The sequence below is a fragment of the Aliikangiella sp. G2MR2-5 genome (assembly GCF_015687155.1).
GTDB lineage: Bacteria > Pseudomonadota > Gammaproteobacteria > Enterobacterales > Kangiellaceae > Aliikangiella.
Genome location: NZ_JADPQF010000004.1, coordinates 428158 through 453077, shown reverse-complemented (window position 1 = coordinate 453077; position 24920 = coordinate 428158). Strand labels below are relative to the sequence as shown.

Below are 24920 nucleotides of genomic sequence, written 5' to 3'. Positions count from 1 at the left end.
TTGATCGTCTCCTCTTAGTTACCGGCTTTAAAAGCCTGAATGTCTGCAGGTTGTACCTTATCGCCAGTCTCATTACCCCAAGCATTACGCTCATAAGTAATAATTGCCGCGATTTCGGCGTCGCTTAATTGTGCTCCATAGGCTGCCATGGCAGTTCCGGCTTTACCGTTAACTACAATGTCAATGTGTCCTTCAACAGGACCTGTCGCCACTTTGCTTCCTTTTAGAGCAGGGAACGTTGGAGGCATACCCTCACCATTAACCATGTGACACGCGGCACACTTGGCTTCATAGGTTTCTTTACCCAAAGTCATCAATTGTTCCATATCCCACGAACGCGCAGCAGCTTCAGCAGCGGCTTTTTCAGCAGCAACTTTTTCAGCTTTCTTTTTCTCAATATAGGCCGCGAACTCTGACTCACTAACAACCTTAACTACTACCGGCATAAAGCCGTGGTCTTTACCACAGAGCTCGGTACATTGACCGCGGTAGGTTCCTTCTTTAGGTACATTAGTCCAGGTAGAATTGATGAATCCTGGAATTGCATCTTTTTTAACGGCAATCTCTGGCACCCACCAGGAGTGAATAACATCTTTAGAGGTTAAATGGAAAATGACGTTTTTGTTTGCAGGAAGAACTAGTTCGTTATCAACTTCTAGCAGATAATTTTCACCTTTAGTTTCGCCAACTTTTCCTTCAAGATTATCTATTTGCTCTCTCGGCGTCTTCAAATTGCTAAAGAACGAAATATCATGATCGAGGTATTTGTATTCCCATTTCCATTGATGACCTGTAACTTGGATTTCCAAATCAGGCTCAACCTTATCCCAGCTTTCCATTTTAACCAGCAGTTTTACCGCAGGAATAGAAAGTCCAATCAGGATAATAATAGGAATAGCAGTCCAGATAATTTCAACTGTTGTACTATGTGAGAAAGTCGCGGGGGTTGGATTTTTCGATTTTCTATGTGCGAAAATCGAGTAAAACATAAGTCCGAATACGACAACAGCGATAATCGTCATTACCCAGATGACTGCCATGTGCAAGTCATAGGCTTCAACACTTGTCTCTGTTACCCCCGGACGCATGTTCAAATCAGCAGAGGCTTGAACAGCAAAACTAAGCATGCCGCTTAGAACTACTGCCAATCCCGCAAACAATTTGCGTCGAATGGCCATTTAGTTTCTCCGTTTTATTCTAGGACGACGTTTGCGTCTATTTTTTGGATAAAGTTATATTTATTGGAATAAGGATTCAAGCGAGCAACAAATGCAAATAATTACTATTCACACCCCTAGTTTTAAGGCTCTCCCCTCCTTATTGGTCACTGATTATAAGGAACACAAGAATAGAAGCAAGCAAAAATCGGATCCTCTGTAAAGAGTCAAATTGTCGCGTGTTTGATCTGAGGCAATTAATTAGAGGCTTTATTGGTTAAATAGGAACCTTTTTTAATTTTTGACAGAAGCTCGAGGAGGAATAGATTTATTCCTCCGACCAGTTGATGTGATGAATTCCAACGGCCTCGCTGCTTAAGAATTGCTCAAAAAAGCCTCTACCATCTACTCTACATAGACCGTAAAGCTTCTAACTGCTCATCAATTGGATATCCAGGATATTTCTTTTTAAAGCGGGTCAACTCTTTGCGAGCAGCTTCTTGTCTGCCCTCTTTGTACAGCTCAATAATTTTTTTAGCCCACTCTTCCTTAGTCTGATACTCCAACTTTGCCACTTGCTCTACTTTAAGTTTCCCACCCTGTCCCCGGGGTGACGCCAACGACTCTTGTTCAGGCAATTGAGTTACTGTATTTCCATTATCAGGTACTTTCAACCCTGAACCAGTTACTCTGGTCGTCTGACTTTCAGGCAAAAACTCAGGAGCTTGATATTCTGGTGCTTTTTTCGGCTCTCGAGGCTTATAGTCAGTCATATCATTTGTATTGGTATCAGTTACTACTTCTATCTCGACGGGACCTGGAGAGGTGCCCGGCGGCATTCGAACCGGCTCATTCCATAACCATTTAGTCGCCAATGCGGTAAACGCTAATGTTCCTAAGGCATATACAGGCAGAGAAAGTCTTCTCCACCAACTATTAGACGGCAATCGTCTAGAGTTTGGTTTATCCAGCTCTCTATAAGCAGCAGCAATAATCTGTTTATCGACATCACTATGCGGAAGCTCATTAGAAGCTTCCTTATAGGCTTTTTCAAACGCGTCCAAGTGATTAATTTCTTCTTCTGGTCGCAAATTCATGATAACTCTCCAAGCAAACTTTTTAGCTTGTTTGTCGCATAACGTAATCTACTTTTTACAGTTTCTCGACCGCAGTCCAGTACGTTTGCTATTTCTTCAAGAGATAAGCCTCCATCCAGTTTCAAAATCAGCGCGGTTTTTTGCTCAAGCGGTAAAGACTCTATTTTTCTTCTAAGGTTTTCCTGAGTATGTTCACTTATCAGGCTGGCACTTAAATCTTGCTGACTTTCACTGCCAGATAAAGAATGAAACTCCTCTTCCAATTCAACATCGTTCTGCAATTTTTTGTCTTTTCTAACAAGGTCAATCACATGATTTTGTGCGATGCGATAAAGGTAGGTCGTAAAAAGTGCTTTCGGTTGGTAATTGACCCGGCTATTGATTAATTTCATCCATACTTCCTGAAAACATTCTTCAGCTCTCGACTCATTCTTCAATTGTCTTAGACAAAAGCGATATAAGCCACCTTTATGTCGCGCGTACAGTTCTTCAAAGGCTTTACCATCGCCTTTGGCGTACTTCAACATCAATTGTTCATTGGTCAACTCTTCTTTCATTGCGCTAGTGAACTGCAATTCGCTCTCTTTTGCAATAGAAGAGTTCATCTGCCAACTATCTGACGCAACTCCTACCTGATTAATTGCTATCTCTCCCCATTCCGAACAATTCAACTTGCATTCAAACAATGTTTAACACCCAGAATTCTATATACTTTATATATAGTTTCTACTTTTACAGAACTCTCAACGGTAAATTTCTCACATTCAAATAGATACCAGAGCAGCCATTGAAGATTGATTCTAATGATATAAACGGCAAATCGTCCACATGGGGGTCAAAATATGAATATTTTTCTCATGAAGTTAAGCTTGTTAATATTCAAGCGACATTCAAGTCAACGTTGATACTTGCTGTCTCTATGCAAGAGGGATATGTCAAAAAAAATCCAGCTCTATTTGTTAGAAACGCTTTTCAATAATATTGGGTCATAGGTGAACTCTCTGGACTTTAATCGTTGATTCGAACAAGTCACTGTCAATGTTTACCAGTTTGCTTCCGTGATTGCCCCCTCTAAGCTACTCGTGCTCTACATCATGCAAATACTAATGAACTGGAACATTCTCAACAGCATGAAAAACCAGGTAAAAAGAAGCATTTGAACCCCACTGAATTATGAGTCGTATTCATTGCTCATTTTGATGGAGGGGATTGGGAGTCCAGAATCAATCTATGATATTTAAACTTCACTAGAATTAATGATGAACAATCCAAACACCAGGAGTCCAGTTACTCTTCAAGTGCCCCTATATTAAGTACTTCGGTAAAGTTGAACGTTTTATTTCCTGATTAGAAAAACTCTCGATATCGCATTCTATACCAAGACTTCATATTGCTAATCAAGATTTAAAATCAGCTTACCGCCACAACCCAAACAGACAGTTTTTCTAAAAAATATATAGTAAATTTGGCTTGCTTTTCGTAGCAATCGCACTCTCTGTTCCTATTTCCTCTTTGCTCAAACACAGTAAAAAGGGGAGCTGTCTTCAACTGAACTAGACCATTCGATCTGAAGTTCTATTATTCCAAGCTTTCAATTGGCTCTTCAGGTTTGCGTTTAATAAAGGACAAAGGAAGTATTCGCAAAAGCTATCAATTTAAGTATCCTACAGCCAATACCATTAGTTGATAGCAGAAAAGAGTTGTTATCAGGCTAAGGCTTGCGTCAAAATTCCATTTAATTTGTCGTAGATAAATGTATAAAGAGGTACTCCTTTGTTACAAAAATATCAGTCATTAGTCCATAGCACGATTCCTCTCACTCAATATATGAAGTGGTCGATACTGACACTATCAGAATTTGAAATAACGACTTCAACTCAGTTAGCACCCAATATTAATGTACATGGCACGGGCTTCGCTGGAAGCATTTATGCGGCAGCAATGGCTACAGGTTGGACCCTATTGAAGTGTTGGTATGATCAACACCATTACAATACTGAACTTGTCGCAGCCGAAGCAAATATCAAATATTTCAAGCCGGTCAATGAAAACTTTACCTGTCAGGCAAGTCTTTCTAGCGACTCAGAACAGTACCAGAAACTAGTGAAACGTCTGGACAATAATAAAAGCTGTGGTTTCAAACAGAAAGTTGAGTTGTTATGTAACGGGGAGGTCTGTGCAAAACTTACAGTTAGCTTCGTATTTAAATGCTCTTAAGTAGATAAATACTACTGTAAAATTTGCGTATTTGGTGTGTTGTATCTAGATTTATAGGAACAAGTCCTTTTGATGCCTCTTTACTGACAAATGCAGCACCCAAAATACTCTTACCTGATTAGGTTTACGATCATCCTAAGTATTCTTCTTTCCAAAAATGCTTTGTCACAGGAGCAGGAAGCCAATAGCGCGAGCGGCCAGGAAAGTGAATTGCCTCCCGCAGTCTCTTTTTCATTTTCAACAGACCTTCAATACTTGAGTAAAAATAATAAGGCGGATGAAGCAGAGTGGATTGATATAGCAGAGGGCAAAATTTTACTTTTAAAATACCTCTCTAAAGGAAGAAAAGATCGGGGAAACGCAATCATCCTTCATGCACAGGGAGAAAATCCAGCACACCAGCGTCTCACTTTTCCTTTATCTACTCAGCTAAGCTCTTTAGGCTGGCAAGTATGGGTGCCTGCAATTCCTGAACCTGATTATCCAGATATTTCGCAAACCCTACCCTTGGAAACGAATAAAGTTAGCGAAGATTCAGACAACTCCCCCTCCACGGAAAACATCAGTGACGATTCTGGTCAATCAAATGGCATTGGTAGAGCGACTGGACTAACTAAAGTTTATTTTGCAAATAGTCAGTCCTATCAGAAGTTTTTTAATGAGCTAATGAGCAAAGTCTCTGCCAAAATACCAGGAAGTAAACGCCCTGTGCTATTAATCGGAAACCAAAAAAATGCTTTCTGGATGCTTAATAACGAAAACAGTAATTTTTTTACACATTTGGTCCTAATAGCACCCGAGGTTCCTAACAAAGGAGAAGAGCAGCTTAAATCAAAGTTTGAAAGTCAAAGTGCACCGGTCTATATCTTTCTACAGGAAGGAATCAATTCAGCCCCCTTCACAAAGGCAATTGCAAATGGCTTTTGGAAAAGTAAGTTTCAACGACTCAATCGGAGTATTTTAAGTCCGTATAATCAACAGGAAGAAAGTGTCATGATCGGCAAAACGATCACAGGTTGGATAACGGCGCAAAACAAACAAAAGTAGAAGAAAATGTTTCGATTTTTTTGCTAATAGCGATTAAAAAACTCCCGCGCTAAAAACTGCTTTATGATCCAATTTTAGAAAAATTCTGGTCAATTACTTTAATTCGCTACTGGATTGACAAAAAAATGCAATTTTTTTCGTCTTTTTTTAGTTTTTTTGCCATTTTTTTTTGAATTTATCGAGACTTAAATATAAACTTCGGATTGGAGATTCTTACATTCAAAAACAAGTGGAGAACAAAAATGGCCAAAGGTGCTGTGAAAAAGAAAGGTGTTGCGAAAAAAGCAACTAAGAAAGTAGCTGCTAAAAAGGTAGCTAAGAAGCCAGCAAAGAAAGCAACCAAGAAAGCTGCTGCTCCAAAAGCAACTGCTGGTCTTTCTAAAGCATTAGTTGCTGCAACTAAAGCTTCTGAAAAAGCTGCTGCTAGCGTCAAGAAAGAAGAAGGCAAGTTAAAAGCTCTTACTGCTAAAGTTGCCGCTGCTACTAAAGCTGTTACAGCTAAGAAAGATGCAGTTAAGAAAAAGAAGAATGCTGCTGCTAAAAAGGCTGCTCGCGCTGCAGTTCAAAAAGCGACTGCTGCTAAAGTTAAAGCTGCTGCTGCTGCTAAAGCTCACAAAGACGTGATCAAAGCTGCTAAAGCTGAAGCTAAAGCTGCTGCTGCAATGGCTAAGCAAATCAAAGCTGTTGAAGGTAAGCTTGCAGCTCAAGCAAAGAAAGACGCAGCTGCTGTTGCACGTCTTCAAGACAAGCAAGCTAAAGCGATGGCTCGTTTAGAAGCCAAGCTTGTTAAAGCTGCTCAAAAGCCTAAGAAAGCTGTTAAGAAAAAGAAGAAAAAGCCTGCTGCTAAAAAAGAAGGTTAATTCTTTCTGGAAATACAAAAAAGGGAGCTTCAAGCTCCCTTTTTTATTGTTTGATACCTTAAATATTTAAACATCACTGTATTTTTGAGTGCCTAAGGATTAATAATACGCTCCAACAATCGATTTAACTCATTTTGCGCATCGCGACTGCCATATACATCTTGCTGGAAAACAGTCTTACCTTGCGCCAAACTTCTCACATAGATCGATCGATCTTTAATTAAATGAGCACCCTCAGAGTAAAGCTTCATAGCTAACACTCTTTCTTCCTGGCGCCGAGTATCAACTGCATTGATACATTTGATCACTCTTTTATCTCTGATAAGGCGGAAACTTCGATTAACGGCCTTTAAATCTAGAATACTGGCTCGCATAGGCAAAACAATGGTTTCGACCGCCGGAATTTTTTCAATATTTGGAGCATGGTCATATATGACAAAATCAACATTAGGTATGACTTGTGGAATTCCAGGCACAACCGAAAATGGCAGTTGTTTTTCCTGGAATACATCAATTGCTGATTGCTGAGGATCCATATCGCAAACAAGAACTTTATTTCCAGCAAAATACGCTGCGGCAGCAAAATTTAGCGCTAGCGTAGTTTTACCCACTCCTCCTTTAGGAGACCAGAAGGCCACTCTTCTCATTACAGCTTCCTTAACGCTTCGGGTATGAAACGCTCAATATTATTATGTTTTCTCTATTCTCTTCCAACTTTCTACCTAAAGAGAGCTTAGTCTGACTCAGGATTGGAAATGACTCTCGTCTGATATACACATCTGGTTGTTCCCCATTAGCCAGATAACAACCGTTAGTAGAATGATCCACTAAGGTAAACTTACCACGACTCATCTCAATATGGCAGTGATTACGAGATATCGCACTGTCTTCGAGTAAGAAATCACAATTTTCGGAATCCCGCCCAAAATAAAAAGGGGTTTTATCTTTACTTAGCTCATATACTTGATCACAACAGGTAACCGTTAGATGAGCCGATTCTAACAACTCATCAATGTGAACACTGGTTAGCAATGTTTCCTGATTTCTACTTTGCTCATCTTGCCAATAGATGCGAAAGACCTCACTTACCGAAAGGCTCCCTTTGTAACAAATGGAATCATAGGGCTGGGCATAAATAGATGCATTTGCATTTAATGCTAAATAGCAAGGCTTCGAGATCAGTATTTTGCCACCTGCAGCAACCTGAGTTAGCAATGCAGCCTGATTCACTGCTTCCCCAAAAACGTCGGAACTATGAGAAACTACTTCCCCAAAACCGACACCAATATTGAGCTTTAAACGACTTCTTAGTAAATGAGAGGAAAACTGCTTTTGAATTTTGATTGCAGCTAGCACTGCAGAAGAGGCATCAGGAAAAACACACATTATTTCATCGCCAATGTTTTTAATAACTTTACCGCAATACTGACAAATGAAGCGTCGACAAGCTTCCAACAACTCACTAATAATGTTGTTGGCCTCTCGATTGCCTAATGATTGATATAAAGCTGAACTCCCTTCAATATCTGCGAAAAGAATTGCTTTTTCGATAGTATCCGTATGCTTTCCCATCCACTGACGCACCACAATATGTATTTGGATCAATACCAAATTGATTACTTAACTTCTTTCTGTAAAAGGTATAAAAGAGCACCGCAGACCAATTGCAACCAGTAGTATTGTATTATTCCGGCAATCTCTGATTCAAGTAGTTAAATACCCAATTCGACAAATGCTTAACTGGCAGCTTTTTGCGCGATAAATACTTTGGTAGGACGACCGTCTTCAAGATACTCGGTTTTATCAAGTAGTATTTTAAACTCGCAAAATACCTTCGCTAATTCGTCACTTTTCAGAATAAATTTAGGATTTTTAGGTTTACCAAATTTTTCGCAGCCCTGCATAAATGTCTGGTAAACAATATAGCCTCCGGGCGCAATCGCTTGTTTAATTTGCTGAAGTATTGGTCTATGCAAATATCGAATTACACAAATCAAGTTATATTGTGCTGAGAAAAATGGTGCAGGCGAAATATCTTTTTCAAGATCATATCGAAAAGTATTGATCGAAACCCTATTTCTCTTAGCCATTAAACGCAACTTTTCCAAAGCACCAGGCAAATAATCAACACCTGTTACTTGCCATCCATTTAGTGCAAGATAGGTGGCATCCCGTCCCGCCCCACATCCCAGATCCAGTGCATGGCCGGGCTGTTCACAATTTAAAGGAAACTTTTCACAAAAATACTGGATGACGGCCGCAGGCTGCCAAAGCCTTTTTGATAGAGCACCTTGTTCAACAAGCCCCTTCCGGTCAGCTAAATCGGCAACATCAGATCTCCAGGGCAATTCGGCGACTACTTGATAGCCAGCCTTATTAAGCACAGTTCGAGCCTCTTCAATATGCTCGAACTCCTCACACAGTCGAATCGTTACCGAGCGCTTGGGGAGCTCATGCATACGAACAAGCAACTCATTTAAAGGTATGTTACAGCTATCTTTTAGATGACCCTGAGTGAACGCTCCTTCACTGCGAGTATCAACAATCGGACAGTCAATATGATGGAGAAAACTTTCTAGGATTGAACTTGCTGGCGAATTTGATGCCATTCTTCGTCCTCAATATCTCCGTCGTCATTAATGACAGGATAACGGATATGATGCTTTTGGCAAAAACTTGTCACTTGAGGATGTAACCATTCAAACCTCAGTCGCTCGAAGGTTTCCTGATCAATTTGTTGAGAATCATAAAGGCCGGCAGCTTCTCTCTGTCTTTGGGCTTCGTACAATATAATTGCTGTGGCAACAGAAACGTTAAGCGATTGTACCATCCCCAGCATCGGAACCAGTACATGCTCATCTGCCAGTTCGGCCGCCTCGTTGCTAACACCAAACTTTTCAGAACCTACAAGTAAAGCAACCGGTTGAGTATAGTCTATACTCCGAAAATCTACGGCTCGCTCAGAAAAATGCGCAGCTAACACTTTCATTCCGCGCGACTTGAGCTCGCCGATTCCCGACTCAAGATTTTCATAAGTATGAGTTTCAACCCAACGATTGCTTCCCATGGCAGTGCCGTGGCAGGACTTCATCATTCCCTTTGGATAAACGGCGTGCACCTCGCCAATACCAACAGCATCACACGTCCGAACTATAGCGGCAAGGTTATGCGGCTTATGAACTTCGTCCATAAAAACGGTGATACCCTTTTGTCTTTTAGACAATAATTCGATGATTTTGTCGTTTCTTGATGCCATAGTAATCACAAAGATATTAGTCGTGTATTATTGTGTGCTTCAACTTATGAAAGCTCCATGATGGCATCCATTTCGACTTGCGCACCCTTAGGTAGCTCTTTCACACCTATCGCCGCACGCGCAGGATATGGTTGCTCAAAATATTCAGCCATTATTTCATTGACTGTTGGAAAACAGCTTAGATCTGTTAAGAATATGTTTAACTTGACCACATCATTAAGACTACCACCAGCAGCATCTGCTACCGCAGAAAGATTTTTAAAAACCTGGTGAATCTGCTCATCAACCTGCTCGCTGACAAATTCCATTGTCTTTGGGTCAAGCGGGATTTGTCCAGACAGATAGACTGTTTTACCGGCTTTTACTGCTTGAGAGTATGTACCGATTGCCGCTGGTGCATTTTCAGTATTAATAATTTGTTTACCCATGTTTTTTCCTTAATCTCATAATTTGAAAGGCGCCTAGAATAATAGACAATTAACGGTGGCGCGAGACTTTAATGACAAAATCGTATAAGCGAATCTTGCGTATCAGATTAGCAAGGTGTAGTCGGTTTTTAACATCAATCAGGAAGCAAAGTAGATTTGTTGTACCATCTTTAGGATCGATTTCAATATTAACGATATTGACCCCCTCGTCGGCAATTAGACTAGTAACTTTAGCCAATACTCCGTGTTGGTTAACGACGTCAACGCGTAACTCAACTCTAAACTCTCCTTCAACATCCTTCTCCCATTGTACCGGAACATACTTGTCGAGTTGATCTTCATGATTTGCTACATTATGGCAATCCTGACGGTGTAAAATAAATCCGCCACTATTGCTAATCGTTCCTACAATTGGATCTCCAGGAATCGGATGGCAGCACTTGGCGTACTCAATCATCATTCCTTCTGTTCCTTTAATCGCTAGCGGACGATTGTAATCTTCATGTTTTTTCAGTGCTGTTTCGACTTCAGGATCGAGACGATGTGCAATAATAACACTGGCGGTTTGACCCAAGCCTATTTCAGCCAATATATCGTCGAATTTGTGTCGAGTCTCTTTTTCTACGCGCTTGATCGCATCTTGATCCACGTCATTGAGACTAATACCGCCCAACGCTTTTTCCAGTAATCGTCGCCCAAGTTTGATCGCGTCATCACGACGAAGGTTTTTGATAAAATGGCGGATATTCGAGCGAGCCTTACTAGTAGTCGCATAACTCAACCATCCGGGGTTAGGTTTGGCTCCCGGCGCAGTAATAATTTCAACGGTTTGCCCATTACTCAACTGACTACTCAGAGCCGAAATCTTACCGTCAACTTTACAGGCAATACAGGTGTTGCCAACATCAGTGTGAATGGCATAGGCAAAGTCCACCGGCGTAGCGCCTTTGGGTAATTCGATTATATTTCCATTAGGAGTAAAGATATAAACTTCCCCTGGAAATAAGTCTACTTTGACACTTTCAATAAACTCTAATGAGTCCCCGGTATTCTTTTGCAGCTCCATCAGGTTTCGCATCCACTCTCGAGCCCTGACTTCGGCACGATTTATATTGCTTCCACTTTTATATAACCAATGAGCCGCAACTCCATTTTCTGCCATTTGATCCATGGTTGTAGTTCTAACCTGAACTTCAATGTGTAAACCATGGGGTCCCTTAAGCGTCGTGTGTAATGATTGGTAGCCGTTAGCTTTTGGAATTGCAATATAATCTTTAAAACGTCCCGGAACAGGCCGATATAGATTATGAAGTTGTCCGAGAATTCTGTAGCAGTTGTCTTCAGAGTCAGTAATAACCCGAAAGCCATAAACGTCCATAACGTCATTAAAGACTCGTACTTTTTCGCCGACTTTCTCCTGCATTTTCAAATAAATGCTAAAAGGAGATTTTTCGCGCCCACTAACTTCAGCATCAATATCTTCAGCATCGAGACGACTTTGAATATTGTTACTGATGCTGCTAATGATTTCTTTACGATTTCCGCGTGCTTTTTTGACCGACTCTCGAATCACTCGCCAGCGCATTGGATGCTTGGCTGCAAATCCAAGCTCTTCGAGCTCCATACGCATCGCATACATTCCAAGTCGATTCGCTATGGGAGCATAAATTTCAATTGTTTCTTGCGCAATCCGTCTTTGCTTGTCAGGCCTCAAAGAACCAAGAGTGCGCATATTATGGAGTCGATCAGCTAATTTTATAAGAACAACACGCAAATCCTCGACCATCGCCATCATCATTTTACGGAAGTTTTCCGCTTGTGCTTCTTCGCGAGATCGGAATTTGATTTGTGTAAGCTTGCTCACCCCTTCGACAAGATCAGCAACTCTCTCACCAAATTTTTCAGCAAGTTCCTCTCTGGTAACATCACAATCTTCGATAACATCATGCAACAAAGCAGCCATTAAAGTTTGTTTGTCAAGATGTAAACCAGCAAGAATTTTGGTCACTGCGACCGGATGGGTAATATAAGGATCGCCACTTGAGCGAAGCTGCCCGTCATGAGCATCACGGGCAAAAACGTAAGCGTCCTGAACTTCTTGAACTTGGGAGGGCTCGAGATAGGTTAGAAGTTGTTCTTTAAGCCCACTAAACAGATACACCCAAGCCTCCAGAAATCGAGTAAAACTTATTCTTCAATAAGCTCGCTGGTTTCTTCAGTGTGACTAGCACCCAGACGATCAACATTGTCTGTTGTAACCAGATTTTCTTCTATTTCACGCAAAGCAACGACAGTAGGCTTATCATTATCCCAATCTACCATGGGATCTTTTCCACCTGTCGCAATCTGTCTTGCTCGCTTGGAAGCAACCATAATTAAATCAAAACGATTTCCAATTTTATCTACGGCATCTTCGACGGTAACTCGCGCCATCAGTGACTCCAAATAATCAATAGTTGATAAAAAACCGATAGTTATTAACTTTTCCGAATAAAAACTTAATAATCACGGAAAATAACGGCTCCCTCAAAAAAGGGCCGCATAGTTTACCCTAAATTATGCGCTAGTCCAAAAGATTGCTCAACAATTGAGCGTGTTTTTGCTGCTGGCGCGATAATTCTTGTCTTTCTGCGACCAAAATCGCCTTTAATTCGTTAACCGCCTGTGCAAAATCATCGTTAATCACCAGATAATCATACTCATCATAGTGTGACATTTCGCTTTGAGCAGCCATCATTCGACGTTGAATCACACTCTCATCATCTTGACCACGCCCCTCGAGTCGCTCTTTTAACGCTTCTTTCGAAGGTGGTAGTATAAATATTGATATGCTTTCCGGTAGCTGCTCCCGGATCTGACGGGCTCCTTGCCAGTCAATCTCAAGAATCACATCAATCCCACTTTCAAGCTGTTGACGGATTGAAGCCTTGCTAGTGCCGTAGTAGTTACCAAAAACTTCTGCATGCTCAAAAAATGCCTCTTCCTCAATCAATCGCTGAAAGGTCTCTTTGCAAACAAAGTGATAATCAACGCCATCGACTTCTCCACTTCGCTTTTCCCGAGTCGTGTGTGAAATGGAGGTTTCAACTCCCTGTATCTCAGTCATCAACTGTTTGAGTAAGCTGGTTTTACCTGCACCTGAGGGCGCAGAAACAACATAAAGAGTTCCTATAGAGAGACTACCTGACTCTGACTCAATTTCTTTTGATCGCATAAACTCTTGTAATCGATTGGTTTAATTCACTTTGCTGCATTACTACCTGACTCAAAATCGCCTGACTCGAATAATGCAAATATTGGCTGGTCTAATAGACCGGTTTTAAGCTTAAACCGCCAGCCATTTTTATTCAATATATACGCTTATTCGATGTTCTGGATCTGTTCACGCATCTGCTCGATAAGGACTTTCAGCTCAACTGAAGCCTTGGTAGTTTTAGCATTGATAGACTTTGAGCCGAGAGTGTTTGCTTCTCGATTAAGTTCCTGCATAAGAAAATCCAACCTGCGGCCAATAGTCCCACCTTTGTTCAACAGACGACCAACTTCTTTGATATGTGTATCTAGACGATCGAGTTCCTCATCCACATCAATCTTCTGTGCAACCATGACCATTTCCTGCTCAATTCTCTGCTCTTCAAACTCCAACTTTACTTCTTCAAAACGAGCGAGAATCTTTTCTCGTTGCCACTTTATGATTTCAGGCATCTCTTTGCGGACTTCTGCGACCTGAGTTGACATTGATTGCAAGCGTTGAAGGATAATCTCACTTAAACTTTGTCCTTCTCTTTCTCGCATTGAAATAAGCTGGGCAATCGATTCATCCAGACCAGCCAGCAGGTCTTTTTCCATCTGCTCAGCATCGATTTCCGAGGTCTTTGTCACTCCCGGCCAACTTAGCAACCGAGTTAAATCTAGCGGCTGTTCACTTTTTGCAAGTCTTTGCAAAGTTTGATGTGATTGAATTAATGCTTCTGCGAGCTCAGTATTTACCGCAAGTTCACCGACTTCTGCACTGGAAAAATCAACCTTAAGCGTACAATCAACCTTACCTCTCTGCAGTTTACTGCGAAGCTTCTCTCTTAATCTGAACTCAAGATAGCGAAAACTTTCAGGTAAACGAAAGTTGGTTTCCAGATAGCGACTGTTGACCGAGCGAATTTCCCAGGTTGCATTTCCCCATTGATGTTCAATGGTATGTCGAGAAAATGCAGTCATACTTCTGATCATAAAATTTACCTAATTACACTGATAGCCGGAGCGTTGGAAGACCGATTGTAACCAAAGGGAGGGTTAATTTCGATAAGACATATTAAATCTTAGCAAATTTGGTTAAAATTCGCAGCCTGTTCAACCAAATATTAAGAGCCATACCCTATGCGACCCAGCGGCCGAACCAGTAATCAATTGCGTCCTATCCAAATTACCCGGAATTTTACCAACCATGCAGAGGGTTCTGTATTAATAGAAATCGGTGAAACGCGAGTTCTATGTAATGCATCAGTAGAAACCGGCGTTCCACGTTTTCTCAAAGGGAAAGGTCAAGGCTGGTTAACTGCTGAATATGGTATGTTGCCCAGAGCGACACATAGCCGCAACATAAGAGAGGCTGCCAAAGGTAAGCAAAGTGGCCGAACCCAGGAAATCCAGAGACTGATTGGTCGTTCTTTACGCGCAGCTGTTGATCTCGAAATGCTTGGAGACCACACTATTACAATCGACTGTGATGTTCTCCAGGCTGATGGCGGTACACGAACAGCTTCAATAACTGGTGCCTGTGTAGCTCTGGTAGATGCACTCAATCATATGTTGAGAAACAAGATGGTTAAAACAAATCCATTAAAGCATATGATCGCAGCCATCTCTGTTGGTGTCTATCAGGGAACTCCGGTACTCGATCTTGACTATGCAGAAGACTCTACTGCAGAAACAGATATGAACATTATTATGGATGAGAACAAAGGAATCATCGAGCTACAGGGAACCGCAGAGGGAGCAACTTTCACACAAGCAGAATTACAGGAAATGATGAGCCTGGCCCAGCAAGGCATCACCGAACTGATTCATATACAAAAATCAGCGTTAGGGTAAGCTTTAAACTAGAACTTAGTTGTAATTTACGCCAGCCTTCCGTGCTGGCGTTTTTCAATGCTACGAAAAAGTATATCAAATCGAACAGGTTTGGTTATGTATTCATCAAACCCGGCCTCCATTCCTTTTTTAATATCTTCAGCCAGAGCGTTCGCACTTACGGCAAAAACATGGCTATAAGCATTCGGGTACTCCTGCTGCATTTTCTTTAAAATATCAAAACCGCTTATATCAGGTAAACTAATATCCAGAAGAACAAAATCAAAAGTTTCCTGAGATAATCGTTCAAGACCTTTCTTTCCGTCAGGTTCTCGAACAAAGTATATTTCGGGATAACGACTCATTGCTTTAGCCATAACTATCGCGTTGACTTCATTATCTTCAACATATAAAACCCTGCAAGGCGAGATTTCAAAAGACTGGCTGGAAGATTTGTCTTTAGCTCTCATTCGGAGAGTGTCGACCTTTTGTAACGAAACTTCAAAGCATGAACCAACCCCGAGCTCACTTTGAGCATGAATTTGTCCATTCATGGCCTCTGTCAATTTCTTGCTGACGGCCAAACCGATCCCATAGCCATCGATATCCTGGTTTTCCTGTCCTAGTCTTTCGAACAACTGAAACAAGTGTTCCAGTTTTTCTTCAGATATACCTACACCATTATCAGTGATTCGGATTACCGCCCTTCCATTATTTTCTTTTGTTCGAACCGCTACAGTCACTTTTCCATTGGGACGGTTGTACTTAATCGCATTACTTAATAGATTTAGAACGATCTGCTTTAACTTCAAACGATCGGCTTTGACAAATACAGCGCTCTCAGGCAATTCAGTTTCCAGTAATATACTACTTATTTTTGCCTGCTCGCTCATCATTTTGATGCAGTCTTCCACAATGCTAACAAGATCAATGTCCTCAATTTTTAGCTCAAGTTTTCCAGATTCGATTTTGGATAAATCAAGAATATCGGTCAGAAGTAGCATCAAGTGCTGTGATGCAAGATAGATTTCGTTACTTAGCTCATCAACATCAGGACTTAAGTCGGGTTCCTGCCTGAGTAACTGACAAAAACCCAAAATGGCGTTCAGTGGAGTGCGCAATTCATGACTCATAGACGAGACAAAAAGACTTTTTTCCTGGCTAGCTCGCTCTGCAGAAATCGCTTTTTGCTGTTGTAGTTTTTCTGCTTCAAAAGCAATTCTTAAACGCCGCTCGGCGGACTCATAAGCTCTCACCAGTTCACTCATTTCAGATGGAATATAAGGTGAGAGGTATCTTTGTTTTTCCAGAGGCTCTTTTGAAATATCGAGTTCTACCGTTCTTTTCAAAAGCCAACTGATTGGTCCATTTAACTGTGCGGAAATAAAGGCTGCCAATATTCCAACGACTATTATCACAATTAAGATCAATGCGCTGAGTCGATGATAGCGAGTTCTTGCCATCAGATTAAATTTCTTTGCGGTAAATATTCCTCGAATGACCCATCCAGAATCGGTGGTAGCACGAAACTCTACAACTTCGTCTTCGATATAATCAACAGAGAAAAAGCCTGGCGCATCTCTAGAAGCAATAGGGTTACTATGTAGCCTATCCAGCATTTTTATTTTTAACGGAGTTGTGGAAAAAATAAGTTTATCAGTTTGATCAGTGATGATAATTTCGGGTTCAAGCTTCTTAAAAACGGGAGTCAGTACGACCGCGCTTTTAATCAACTCTCCAATCGCACTAAGGTCCAGAGAACCCGCCATAACATCCTCAACGCGTTGCTTTTCACTATCCCATATAGGTGCACTAATGGTTACAATTGGAGGAAAACCATAGGCACGTCCTCTGAGAGCTTGTGACATATATAAGTTTCCGTTAATAGCCTGTCGAAAATACTCTCGATCACTGATGTCAGGACGACCGGCGGGTAGCTGCTCTATCGGTGTATAACTCTCAACCTCCCCATGGTCATTGACAATAAACATTGAAATAAACTCTGGGTTTTGCTTTTGATACTCCCTTAATTGCAAGTTTGAATAACGGTCTTCCTTATCTTTTAAACTTAATAGTTCCGCATGTTTTCGAACCACAAAAGTACTGTTTTCCAGATAAATGTCGAGTACCTGCCTTGCTTGCTCGGTATAACTCTGTAGCGTTTTTTCTGAGCGCTCTTTAAAGCTCGCTAATGCACTTTTACTCAATTGGAGCATCGCAGCCACAATAGGCAGAGTCATTGAGACCATTAAGATAGTGAACACCTGTGTACGCAAATTAAATTGCCTGCCTGGCTTTAATTTTAATCGTTTAGGAATAGAAAAAAACCAGAGAATAGCGGAAGCAATCAATGTATAGAGGAAAGCATTCAGTAAATATTTTCCAGCAACATCAAATCCCAAACCACCCAGCTCTTTTACCACCACCATATAAACCACAAATGGCACTGCAAGAATTAACCAATAAAAAGTGACAGCCAGAAGTTCGTTCCAGCCTTTACGAAAAAGCCAACCAACAACAAATGCCTCGGGAACAAACAGCAGGAAGCCAAAAATGTGGTGCCAACTAACGATCAATGCACTGGAAACAACAACGGAAACCAACGCGCCAGCCAAGGGACTGATGGATAGCGCCACTAAAATACTCAAAGCAGGTCCGGCTATAAGGGTGAGTTCACTGAATAGCTCGATTGGGTATAAATTAAGAAGAAATCCTATAGCGGCAGAAAGCAGACAAAAAACCAGTACGCTTAGCAGCTGTCTCTGATCCACCTTATCTTGATTGCTTATCCCTGCCAGCCAATCCATCTAGAACCACGCTATTTAGTAATAGCCAAAGGAGAAAATGACTGACAAGTCGGCATTAGTTCTATCCTGTTTATATTCACATGAGCAGGTTGACTCGCAGCCCAAACGATTGACTCAGCAATATCTTCAGCTGTTAGGGGCTCTAGTCCTTGATAGACATTATCAGCCTTTTCTTTATCTCCATGAAACCTGACCACTGAAAACTCCGTCTCTGCTAAACCAGGTTCAATATTCGTTACCCGAATACCGGTACCTGCCAAGTCTGCTCGTAAGTTCATACTAAACTGAGCGACGAATGCTTTGCTCGCACCGTAAGTATTTCCCCCGGGGTATGCATAGGTACCAGCGATAGAACCCAGATTAATAATATGACCGGATTTTGCTTCAACCATAGCCGGTAGCAATGCGCGAGTCATTTTTATCAATCCTTTGATATTGGTTTCAATCATAACTTCCCAGTCATCAAGGGAAGCTTTATGAGCAGGCTCAAGACCTAACGCAAGCCCTGCATTGTTGACTAATAGATGCACATTAATCTGATTCATTAGCAGATAGTTTTCAAAGGTTTCGACCTGCTTTCCATCAGTAACATCCAGCTGATGAATTTCGCAATTACTTTCACCTAATAATGTTTTCAGCTCTTCTAGCCTGTTAAGCCGTCTTGCCAGGGCGATAACGTACCACCCCTGCTCAACTAGTTTAACTGCAGTGGCATACCCGAATCCAGAGCTGGCGCCAGTGATAACTGCAACTCTATTTGTATTACTTTTTGTCATCAAATATCCTAAAAAACAAACCAGTATAATGTGCCAATTTACCAAGTTTACTATTCTTGTCGAATATCGGTTAAACTCGCACTTTAAATTTGCTAGCGAGAGAATACAGACAATAATGGCTACTTATGCAATAGGTGATATCCAGGGATGTTATCAAACTTTGCTCGAGCTACTCAATAAGATTCACTTTGATCCCAAAGAGGACAATCTGTGGATCGCCGGAGATCTAATAAACCGAGGACCACAGTCACTTCAAACCCTGAAATTCCTGTATCAACATAAAGAGTCGGTTCGTTGTGTTCTGGGTAATCATGACCTTCACTTTCTTGCGGTCGAATCAGGGGAGCACTTACCTCGACCTAAAGACACTTTCGAAAGCATACTAAATTCACCCGATAGAAAGTGCCTGACCCATTGGCTAAGGCAGCAACCACTTATTTACCATGATTATAGATTAGGATTCACAATGGTTCATGCCGGAATTCCATTTTATTGGAACCTGGATCTTGCATTGGCACTTGCCAAAGAAGTTAGCGACTGCCTTTTATCTCCTAATGCGAATATTTTTTTTAAAGCAATGTATGGCAACGAGCCTGTCTATTGGTCTCCAAAACTAAATGGAATGGATCGTTTACGGTTTATTACCAATGCGCTAACACGAATGCGGTTTTGCGATAAAAAAGGAGGACTGGATCTGGAGAATAAGTTATCCCCAGGTACACAACCGAAGCATTTGCTCCCCTGGTTCGACTTAGGTATCCCTTCTGATACACAATTATTATTCGGCCACTGGGCATCGCTACAAGGAAAAGTATCAAAACCAGGGTTATTTGCTCTTGATACTGGCTGCGTATGGAGAGGTCAACTTTCGGCACTTCGACTGGAAGATAAACAATGGTTTCGAGTAGACTCAAAGGAAGATTAGTCTGAATCTATCAGCAACTTTTAAGTGCGATGCCATACAATTTGGAAAGATTCTCCATTGATTTTGCGACGCCCTACCCGCGGCTTTTCCCGAGTATATTTGCTGAGTATATTTTTGAAATCTAATGAATTTTTTTACACTATACCGTATGCTTTACCACCAATAGACTCAAGATTATAGCTTTCCGCAGAATGACTTCATCGATAAGCCTGTATGCAGGTAATAAAGCGTTAAAACAAATACAGCAAAATGGTATCCATCAATCTATGTTTGATGTCATGGCTGGAGCATCTGGCGGCCCGAAATGGTTTACACTTTATGGATTGGATTGTTACCTTTTCGGTGAATTCTTTGCAAATAGGGAGAATCCAATTCATACCATTGGCTCATCCGCGGGAGCATGGCGAATGGCATGCTTTGCACAGGAAGATCCTGTCGGCGCAATCAAGCGTCTTGCACACCATTACTCTCACGAAACCTATTCAAGCAAGCCTGATGTGCACGAAATCAGTGACAAAGCCATTCAAATGCTGGATAAGGTTCTTGGGACAACCGGCGAAGAGGAAATTGCAAACAGTACACTCGTCCAAAGCCATTTCATTGTCGCCCGTGCCAAAGGGATGTCACAATCAGAAAACCGTTTGCTCCAGTTAACAGGTCTTCTAAAAGCCGCAACTGCGAACGCTCTTTCTCGCCAAAGAATCGGCAAGCATTTTGAACGATTCATTTTTTATACAAAAAACGCAAGCTTTGCCAGACCATTTTTTAGTTTTGAAGATATGCCAACGGAATTTATTCCCCTATCCAGCCACAATATTCATCAAACGCTTATGGCTTCAGGCGCAATCCCCATGGTGTTGCGAGGAATTACCAAAATACCAGGAGCTCCTTCAGGGGTTTACCGCGATGGAGGAATTGTCGATTATCACCTGGATATCAATTTCAATAGTGAAAAGCTCGTGCTTTATCCGCATTTTTTTCCGATCGTAAAACCGGGATGGTTCGATAAAAAACTGAAAAATCGTCGAGCCAACCCAGAAAATTTCGATAATGTAATATTAATTACACCTTCAGAAGAACATGTAAATTCCTTGCCTTATCGAAAGATATCAGACCGCAAAGATTTTGAAAGCTTCGATGAAAGAACCAGAATCAAATATTGGCAAACGGTTTTAGATAAAAGTCACCTAATGGCAGAAGACTTTCAGGCAGCAGTCGATACAGGGAAAGGTTTGGAAAATATCATTCCCATAGAAAGTATTCTTTAAATTTCTGTTTAAGGATATGACCTTGTAAGAAGTCTCTTTTGTTCGGGAAATTTTCTAATATTTGCGGCACATAAAATCACGATCCAAAAACCTGTCCATAATAAAAATAGAGAGCTCCCAGTTAGACAGGTATTAATCTGATCTTGATTCGACACTAGCCGAACACAAGATCAGGTGGCAAGGAAGGGAATAAAACTAAATATCCATATGAGCCTTCATTCGCTCGATACGCTTCTTTTTCATTTCTTCCATTTTCGACTTTTGCTCGTCTGTCAACATTGCCAGTACTTGCTTTTTCAACCCAGCGTGCATGATGGCTTGCTCAACTTTCAGATCTGCAACTTGATAGCTTAAGTTTTTAACAGCCTGTCTGTCGATTTCGTCTCCTTTAAGCAACTGATGAATTTGCATTTTTAATTCGTGGATCTTCTCATGGCGAGCTTCAACTGCTTCTTTGTTGCTCTCTTTCAATTGATGAATCTGAGACTTCTGTTCATCAGTTAATCCTACATGGGCAAGCATGCGTTTAAAGCCATGATGTCTCCCTTCCATTCTGTGCATCTTACCGGGAAATTCTCTTACATTTTCTCCGTCATCATCTGCCTTTGCGTAAACCGTGGGCAACGACATGATTGCAGTACTTAATAGTGTCGCAATAGCCAAATTCTTTATCTTCATTGTTCGCTCCTAATAGAATAATCAACTAACCTTAAGAAAATCAGGGTGTAAACTGTTGTAACCCTCACAGCATCTAGTTTAGCGCCTGGTTTGCAAACATGAGTCAAGCGAATGTAAAGGTTATGTAAAGACATTTAACCCAATCTTTCCATGCGATATCTTTGTGATAAACTCAACAGTGAGTAAAAATAATCCAACTCAATGAATGAAAACTTGATATTTATGAGTAAATTGCTAATTGCCGACGATGATCTGGATTTAGGTCGTCTGCTTAAAGACTATCTTCAACAGGAAGGTTTTGAAATAGACCTGGTAGAAAATGGCGATCAAGCCATTAATAAAATTTTGGAAAATAAATATGATCTGTTAATTCTTGATGTCATGATGCCGGGTAAAAATGGTTTTGAGACTCTGGCAGAAATTCGTCGAAATAGCCAGTTACCTGTAATAATGCTCACAGCTCGTGGCGAGAAGGTTGACCGAATTGTAGGACTGGAAATGGGTGCGGACGATTACGTCGGTAAACCTGCTGATCCCAGAGAGTTAGTGGCTAGAATTAGGGCAATAATCAGACGTAGTCATACCAAAAGTGATGAACCAGAATCTTCTGAAACCGTTAAACTCAGCATTAACGGAGTTGAAATTGATCCACTCAATCGTCAGGTGTATTGTCAGGGAGATGAGGTAGAGCTTACATCCACAGAATTTGAACTATTAAAACTCCTGATGGAAAACGCCGGCCAACTGGTAAAGCGAGAGACTATCAGCGAACAATGTTTGGGGAAAAAGTTGCAACCCTTTGATAGAAGTATCGATATGCATTTAAGCAATGTGCGAAAAAAGCTAGGCGACTTCGCTCAAGATAAACCAAGAGTTAAGACGGTCCGAGGAAGCGGCTATCAATATCTGATTTGGGATGCTAACTAGATGTCAGGTAGTAGTAAAGCGACGCTTAATAACTCGAAAATCGATAATCCAAGAATTCGGATTAAACTCTTCTGGAAGATTTTGGTCTGGTTTTGGGTTAGTCTGGTAATCATTATTACCCTCAGTCTTTTTTTTGGTTTCTTCAAAAGCAATCAAATACGATTTGACTATATCCCACCACATATGGAGCATGAATTAAGTCAAACTGCAAGAAAACTCAAACGACAGATATCTCGCACAAACGTTGAACATCAAACCGCTAGAAGAAGGCAGCAGTTTTTCCTTTTGACTCTGGAAGGCTCGAGTTATTCAAAACAACCCATTCCACAAATACTCAGCGATTTACACAGCAGAGTTATTCGAGCCGGACGTCCGATGACGGCAATACAAAAAGGCGATGCCTTTCTCGGTGGGCTAGAGATAGAAATTAATGGAGAAAGCTACTGGCTTTATACTCAGCATTCTCCTCCAAGATTTAGCAGAAGTCTGGTTACCCGCTTTTTTCATGAATTTGCTATTTCGCTACTCATTATTGTATTTCTGATCAGCTTTCCCCTTAGCTTCCTGTTGTCGTGGATTTTTACCAGACCGATCAAAGCGCTCAAGCACGCAACCGTTTCTTTAAGAAAGAACCTGGAGGCAAGTGAAGAAATTTCACATCTAAAAATGCGCAGAGATGAATTTGGTGAGCTGGCCGTGGAGTTTGATACCATGGCACAACACGTTGCATCACTGGTTAATTCTCAAAGACAACTGCTCAGTGACGTTTCCCATGAACTGCGTTCTCCACTAAGTCGAATAAAAATAGCGTTAGCTGTTTTAGAAAAGCAAACAGATCCCAGATTCGATAACTATCTTCAACAACTCAAGAATGATAGTGACAAAATGAATGAAATGCTGGATAACCTGCTCGCACTATCACGTCTGGAAATGATGGAAGCTCACAGTGAACGTCATTCTTTCGATCTGGCCCTATTATTCAGAGCTGTAATAGAAGATGGTCGCTTTGAAGCACAGGCAAAGAATCTTGTGATCACTGAAGAGATAATTGAAAACTGTACTCTAATAGGCGATAAAGAAGCTATTCTTAGTGGTATGGAGAATATTTTACGAAATGCAATCAAGTATACTCCACTAAAAGGGAAAATAATTTGTCGATTAAACAAAACAGAAAGCGGCTATCAACTATTAGTGGAAGATAACGGACCAGGAGTTTCTTCTGAAAAAATCGACAGAATATTCGATCCTTATTATCGACCCGATAGCGACCGTTCGAATCAGCATGGCGGAGTTGGTTTAGGTCTTGCAATAGCCAAGCGAGCATTCGAGCTAAACGGAGGCAAAGTGAGCGCTGAAAATGTAAGACCTCACGGCTTGAGAATCCTGGTCAATTTTCAGCAACTACACTCTTGATAATAAAGCTTCTCTTTGCTGCAGAGCTAGTCGTGAAGCTGATAGATTGGTTCAAGTTGAGAAATGGAGTTCGTAGTGACTTTCAAATCCTTTAAAATTCCATCGTTGATACCGTAAATGACCCCATGCACAGAAAGCTTCTGGCCGGATTTCCATGCATTTTGTACTATCGTTGTGTGACAAATATTCTGCACTTGTTTGATAACATTCAGCTCACAAAGATAATTAACTCTTTCCTCTTCAATGCTAATGGCTTCGAACTCCTCGCGGTGGCTTTGATAAGTATCTTTAATACCTCGCAACCAGTTATCAACAATGCCATGCTCGCAACTTTCCAAAGCAGCCTTAACACCACCGCAGCCATAATGGCCACATAAAATAATATCACTTACTTTAAGCACGCTGACAGCATATTCAAGCACTGAAAGCACACTCAAATCAGAGTGATTCACAATATTTGCAACGTTTCGGTGTACGAAAACTTCACCCGGATCCAGACCAATAATGGTATTAGCGGGAACACGACTATCTGAGCAACCAATCCACAAATAGTCCGGGTTTTGTTGTTTACCAAGTTTATCGAAGATGCCTGGATTTGATTTTTCAAAACGACTCGCCCACTCGCGATTATTTTTTATTAGCTGCTCAATTCTCTGACTCATCAAACTTTCCTACAATTCAATCAGGCTCTATTCTAACGGAATAGTTAACGAATCAGAACCAGGAATAGTTTGATGCAGGACAAACCAGTGAGCGAAAAAGAGTGAAAGCGAATGCTTTTAGAGAAATTCGCCCCATAAAAAAGGGCGACCTAAGTCGCCCTCGCATGCTTTTCTCTCATCCATTGAAAGAGTCGCTCCCTGCACCTTCCTTGAACTTCTTTTCCTTGAATTGGGATTCCTGTCCCATGTTTCCCTTGATTCCGGCGTCATCCGTAACGCTTAATTACAGGATATATTCAGCAGCAAAAATCACAACCTGCCTTTTCAAACTCCGC

24 protein-coding genes are annotated in these 24920 nt (G+C 41.2%); 8 read left to right on the top strand and 16 right to left on the bottom strand.

Going from position 1 to position 24920, the window contains the following annotated elements; translation table 11 throughout:
- Nucleotides 1–14: 14 nt before the first annotated feature.
- The 3 genes from coxB to IYN84_RS15070 form a co-directional block, all read right to left on the bottom strand.
- On the bottom strand, nucleotides 15–1178 hold the full coding sequence (gene coxB / locus IYN84_RS15080) for a cytochrome c oxidase subunit II (protein ID WP_196140069.1): 1164 nt from the start codon (nucleotides 1176–1178) through the stop codon (nucleotides 15–17).
- Between the two features lie 389 nt (nucleotides 1179–1567).
- Complete coding sequence (locus IYN84_RS15075; RefSeq protein WP_196140068.1) at nucleotides 1568–2254, bottom strand: hypothetical protein; 687 nt, start codon at nucleotides 2252–2254, stop codon at nucleotides 1568–1570.
- Complete coding sequence (locus tag IYN84_RS15070) at nucleotides 2251–2940, bottom strand: sigma-70 family RNA polymerase sigma factor (RefSeq protein WP_196140067.1); 690 nt, start codon at nucleotides 2938–2940, stop codon at nucleotides 2251–2253. The genes IYN84_RS15075 and IYN84_RS15070 overlap by 4 nt, the downstream gene beginning before the upstream one ends.
- Before the next feature lie 1087 nt (nucleotides 2941–4027).
- Between IYN84_RS15070 and IYN84_RS15065 the strand changes: the two genes are divergently transcribed.
- The 3 genes from IYN84_RS15065 (at nucleotide 4028) to IYN84_RS15055 (ending at nucleotide 6378) form a co-directional block, all read left to right on the top strand.
- A complete protein-coding gene (locus IYN84_RS15065) occupies nucleotides 4028–4471 on the top strand; it encodes a YiiD C-terminal domain-containing protein (protein ID WP_196140066.1) in 444 nt (147 codons plus the stop codon).
- Between the two features lie 90 nt (nucleotides 4472–4561).
- Nucleotides 4562–5518 carry a DUF3530 family protein gene (locus tag IYN84_RS15060; RefSeq protein ID WP_196140065.1) on the top strand — a complete coding sequence of 319 codons (957 nt, stop codon included), beginning with the start codon at nucleotides 4562–4564 and terminating at the stop codon, nucleotides 5516–5518.
- 242 nt (nucleotides 5519–5760) lie between these two features.
- Nucleotides 5761–6378 carry a hypothetical protein gene (locus IYN84_RS15055; protein WP_196140064.1) on the top strand — a complete coding sequence of 206 codons (618 nt, stop codon included), beginning with the start codon at nucleotides 5761–5763 and terminating at the stop codon, nucleotides 6376–6378.
- Between the two features lie 92 nt (nucleotides 6379–6470).
- Here IYN84_RS15055 and IYN84_RS15050 read toward each other — a convergent pair whose 3' ends face one another.
- The 9 genes from IYN84_RS15050 to IYN84_RS15010 form a co-directional block, all read right to left on the bottom strand.
- Nucleotides 6471–7025 carry a ParA family protein gene (locus IYN84_RS15050; RefSeq protein ID WP_196140063.1) on the bottom strand — a complete coding sequence of 185 codons (555 nt, stop codon included), beginning with the start codon at nucleotides 7023–7025 and terminating at the stop codon, nucleotides 6471–6473.
- A 10-nt stretch (nucleotides 7026–7035) separates the two neighbouring features.
- The gene (locus IYN84_RS15045) at nucleotides 7036–7950 is read right to left on the bottom strand and encodes an adenylate/guanylate cyclase domain-containing protein (RefSeq protein ID WP_196140062.1); all 915 of its coding nucleotides are present in this window, start codon (nucleotides 7948–7950) and stop codon (nucleotides 7036–7038) included.
- Nucleotides 7951–8114: 164 nt separating this feature from the next.
- On the bottom strand, nucleotides 8115–8987 hold the full coding sequence (locus tag IYN84_RS15040) for a methyltransferase domain-containing protein (RefSeq protein WP_196140061.1): 873 nt from the start codon (nucleotides 8985–8987) through the stop codon (nucleotides 8115–8117).
- Entirely contained in the window at nucleotides 8954–9634 is a 681-nt protein-coding gene (trmH, locus tag IYN84_RS15035) for a tRNA (guanosine(18)-2'-O)-methyltransferase TrmH (protein WP_196140060.1), read from the bottom strand. Before trmH ends, IYN84_RS15040 begins: the two co-directional genes overlap by 34 nt.
- Nucleotides 9635–9678: 44 nt before the next feature.
- Nucleotides 9679–10062, bottom strand: coding sequence for a RidA family protein (locus tag IYN84_RS15030; RefSeq protein ID WP_196140059.1), 384 nt, complete (start codon nucleotides 10060–10062; stop codon nucleotides 9679–9681).
- A gap of 49 nt (nucleotides 10063–10111) precedes the next feature.
- Nucleotides 10112–12223, bottom strand: a complete 2112-nt coding sequence (spoT, locus tag IYN84_RS15025; protein ID WP_196140058.1) for a bifunctional GTP diphosphokinase/guanosine-3',5'-bis pyrophosphate 3'-pyrophosphohydrolase — start codon at nucleotides 12221–12223, stop codon at nucleotides 10112–10114.
- A 26-nt stretch (nucleotides 12224–12249) separates the two neighbouring features.
- Nucleotides 12250–12495 carry a DNA-directed RNA polymerase subunit omega gene (gene rpoZ, locus IYN84_RS15020; RefSeq protein WP_196140057.1) on the bottom strand — a complete coding sequence of 82 codons (246 nt, stop codon included), beginning with the start codon at nucleotides 12493–12495 and terminating at the stop codon, nucleotides 12250–12252.
- 130 nt (nucleotides 12496–12625) lie between these two features.
- Nucleotides 12626–13276, bottom strand: coding sequence for a guanylate kinase (gmk, locus tag IYN84_RS15015; protein ID WP_196140056.1), 651 nt, complete (start codon nucleotides 13274–13276; stop codon nucleotides 12626–12628).
- A 146-nt stretch (nucleotides 13277–13422) separates the two neighbouring features.
- Nucleotides 13423–14289, bottom strand: coding sequence for a YicC/YloC family endoribonuclease (locus tag IYN84_RS15010; RefSeq protein WP_196140055.1), 867 nt, complete (start codon nucleotides 14287–14289; stop codon nucleotides 13423–13425).
- A gap of 147 nt (nucleotides 14290–14436) precedes the next feature.
- Here IYN84_RS15010 and rph point away from each other — a divergent pair, with 147 nt between their 5' ends.
- Nucleotides 14437–15150 carry a ribonuclease PH gene (gene rph / locus IYN84_RS15005; RefSeq protein ID WP_196140054.1) on the top strand — a complete coding sequence of 238 codons (714 nt, stop codon included), beginning with the start codon at nucleotides 14437–14439 and terminating at the stop codon, nucleotides 15148–15150.
- Nucleotides 15151–15176: 26 nt separating this feature from the next.
- On the opposite strand, the gene IYN84_RS15000 is transcribed toward rph, so the two are convergent.
- Both IYN84_RS15000 and IYN84_RS14995 read right to left on the bottom strand, forming a co-directional pair.
- Nucleotides 15177–17936 carry an ATP-binding protein gene (locus IYN84_RS15000; protein ID WP_196140053.1) on the bottom strand — a complete coding sequence of 920 codons (2760 nt, stop codon included), beginning with the start codon at nucleotides 17934–17936 and terminating at the stop codon, nucleotides 15177–15179.
- An 11-nt stretch (nucleotides 17937–17947) separates the two neighbouring features.
- Nucleotides 17948–18712 carry an SDR family oxidoreductase gene (locus IYN84_RS14995; protein ID WP_196140052.1) on the bottom strand — a complete coding sequence of 255 codons (765 nt, stop codon included), beginning with the start codon at nucleotides 18710–18712 and terminating at the stop codon, nucleotides 17948–17950.
- Between the two features lie 115 nt (nucleotides 18713–18827).
- On the opposite strand from IYN84_RS14995, the gene IYN84_RS14990 reads away from it, so the two are divergent.
- A complete protein-coding gene (locus tag IYN84_RS14990) occupies nucleotides 18828–19637 on the top strand; it encodes a symmetrical bis(5'-nucleosyl)-tetraphosphatase (RefSeq protein WP_196140051.1) in 810 nt (269 codons plus the stop codon).
- 191 nt (nucleotides 19638–19828) lie between these two features.
- Nucleotides 19829–20905, top strand: a complete 1077-nt coding sequence (locus tag IYN84_RS14985) for a patatin-like phospholipase family protein (protein ID WP_196140050.1) — start codon at nucleotides 19829–19831, stop codon at nucleotides 20903–20905.
- A gap of 195 nt (nucleotides 20906–21100) precedes the next feature.
- Here IYN84_RS14985 and IYN84_RS14980 read toward each other — a convergent pair whose 3' ends face one another.
- Nucleotides 21101–21583 carry a Spy/CpxP family protein refolding chaperone gene (locus IYN84_RS14980; protein ID WP_196140049.1) on the bottom strand — a complete coding sequence of 161 codons (483 nt, stop codon included), beginning with the start codon at nucleotides 21581–21583 and terminating at the stop codon, nucleotides 21101–21103.
- Nucleotides 21584–21805: 222 nt separating this feature from the next.
- On the opposite strand from IYN84_RS14980, the gene IYN84_RS14975 reads away from it, so the two are divergent.
- Both IYN84_RS14975 and IYN84_RS14970 read left to right on the top strand, forming a co-directional pair.
- A complete protein-coding gene (locus IYN84_RS14975) occupies nucleotides 21806–22510 on the top strand; it encodes a response regulator (protein WP_196140048.1) in 705 nt (234 codons plus the stop codon).
- Nucleotides 22511–23923 carry an ATP-binding protein gene (locus IYN84_RS14970; protein ID WP_196140047.1) on the top strand — a complete coding sequence of 471 codons (1413 nt, stop codon included), beginning with the start codon at nucleotides 22511–22513 and terminating at the stop codon, nucleotides 23921–23923. It abuts the gene before it with no gap.
- Nucleotides 23924–23949: 26 nt separating this feature from the next.
- On the opposite strand, the gene can is transcribed toward IYN84_RS14970, so the two are convergent.
- A complete protein-coding gene (can, locus tag IYN84_RS14965) occupies nucleotides 23950–24585 on the bottom strand; it encodes a carbonate dehydratase (protein ID WP_196140046.1) in 636 nt (211 codons plus the stop codon).
- Nucleotides 24586–24920: the final 335 nt, after the last annotated feature.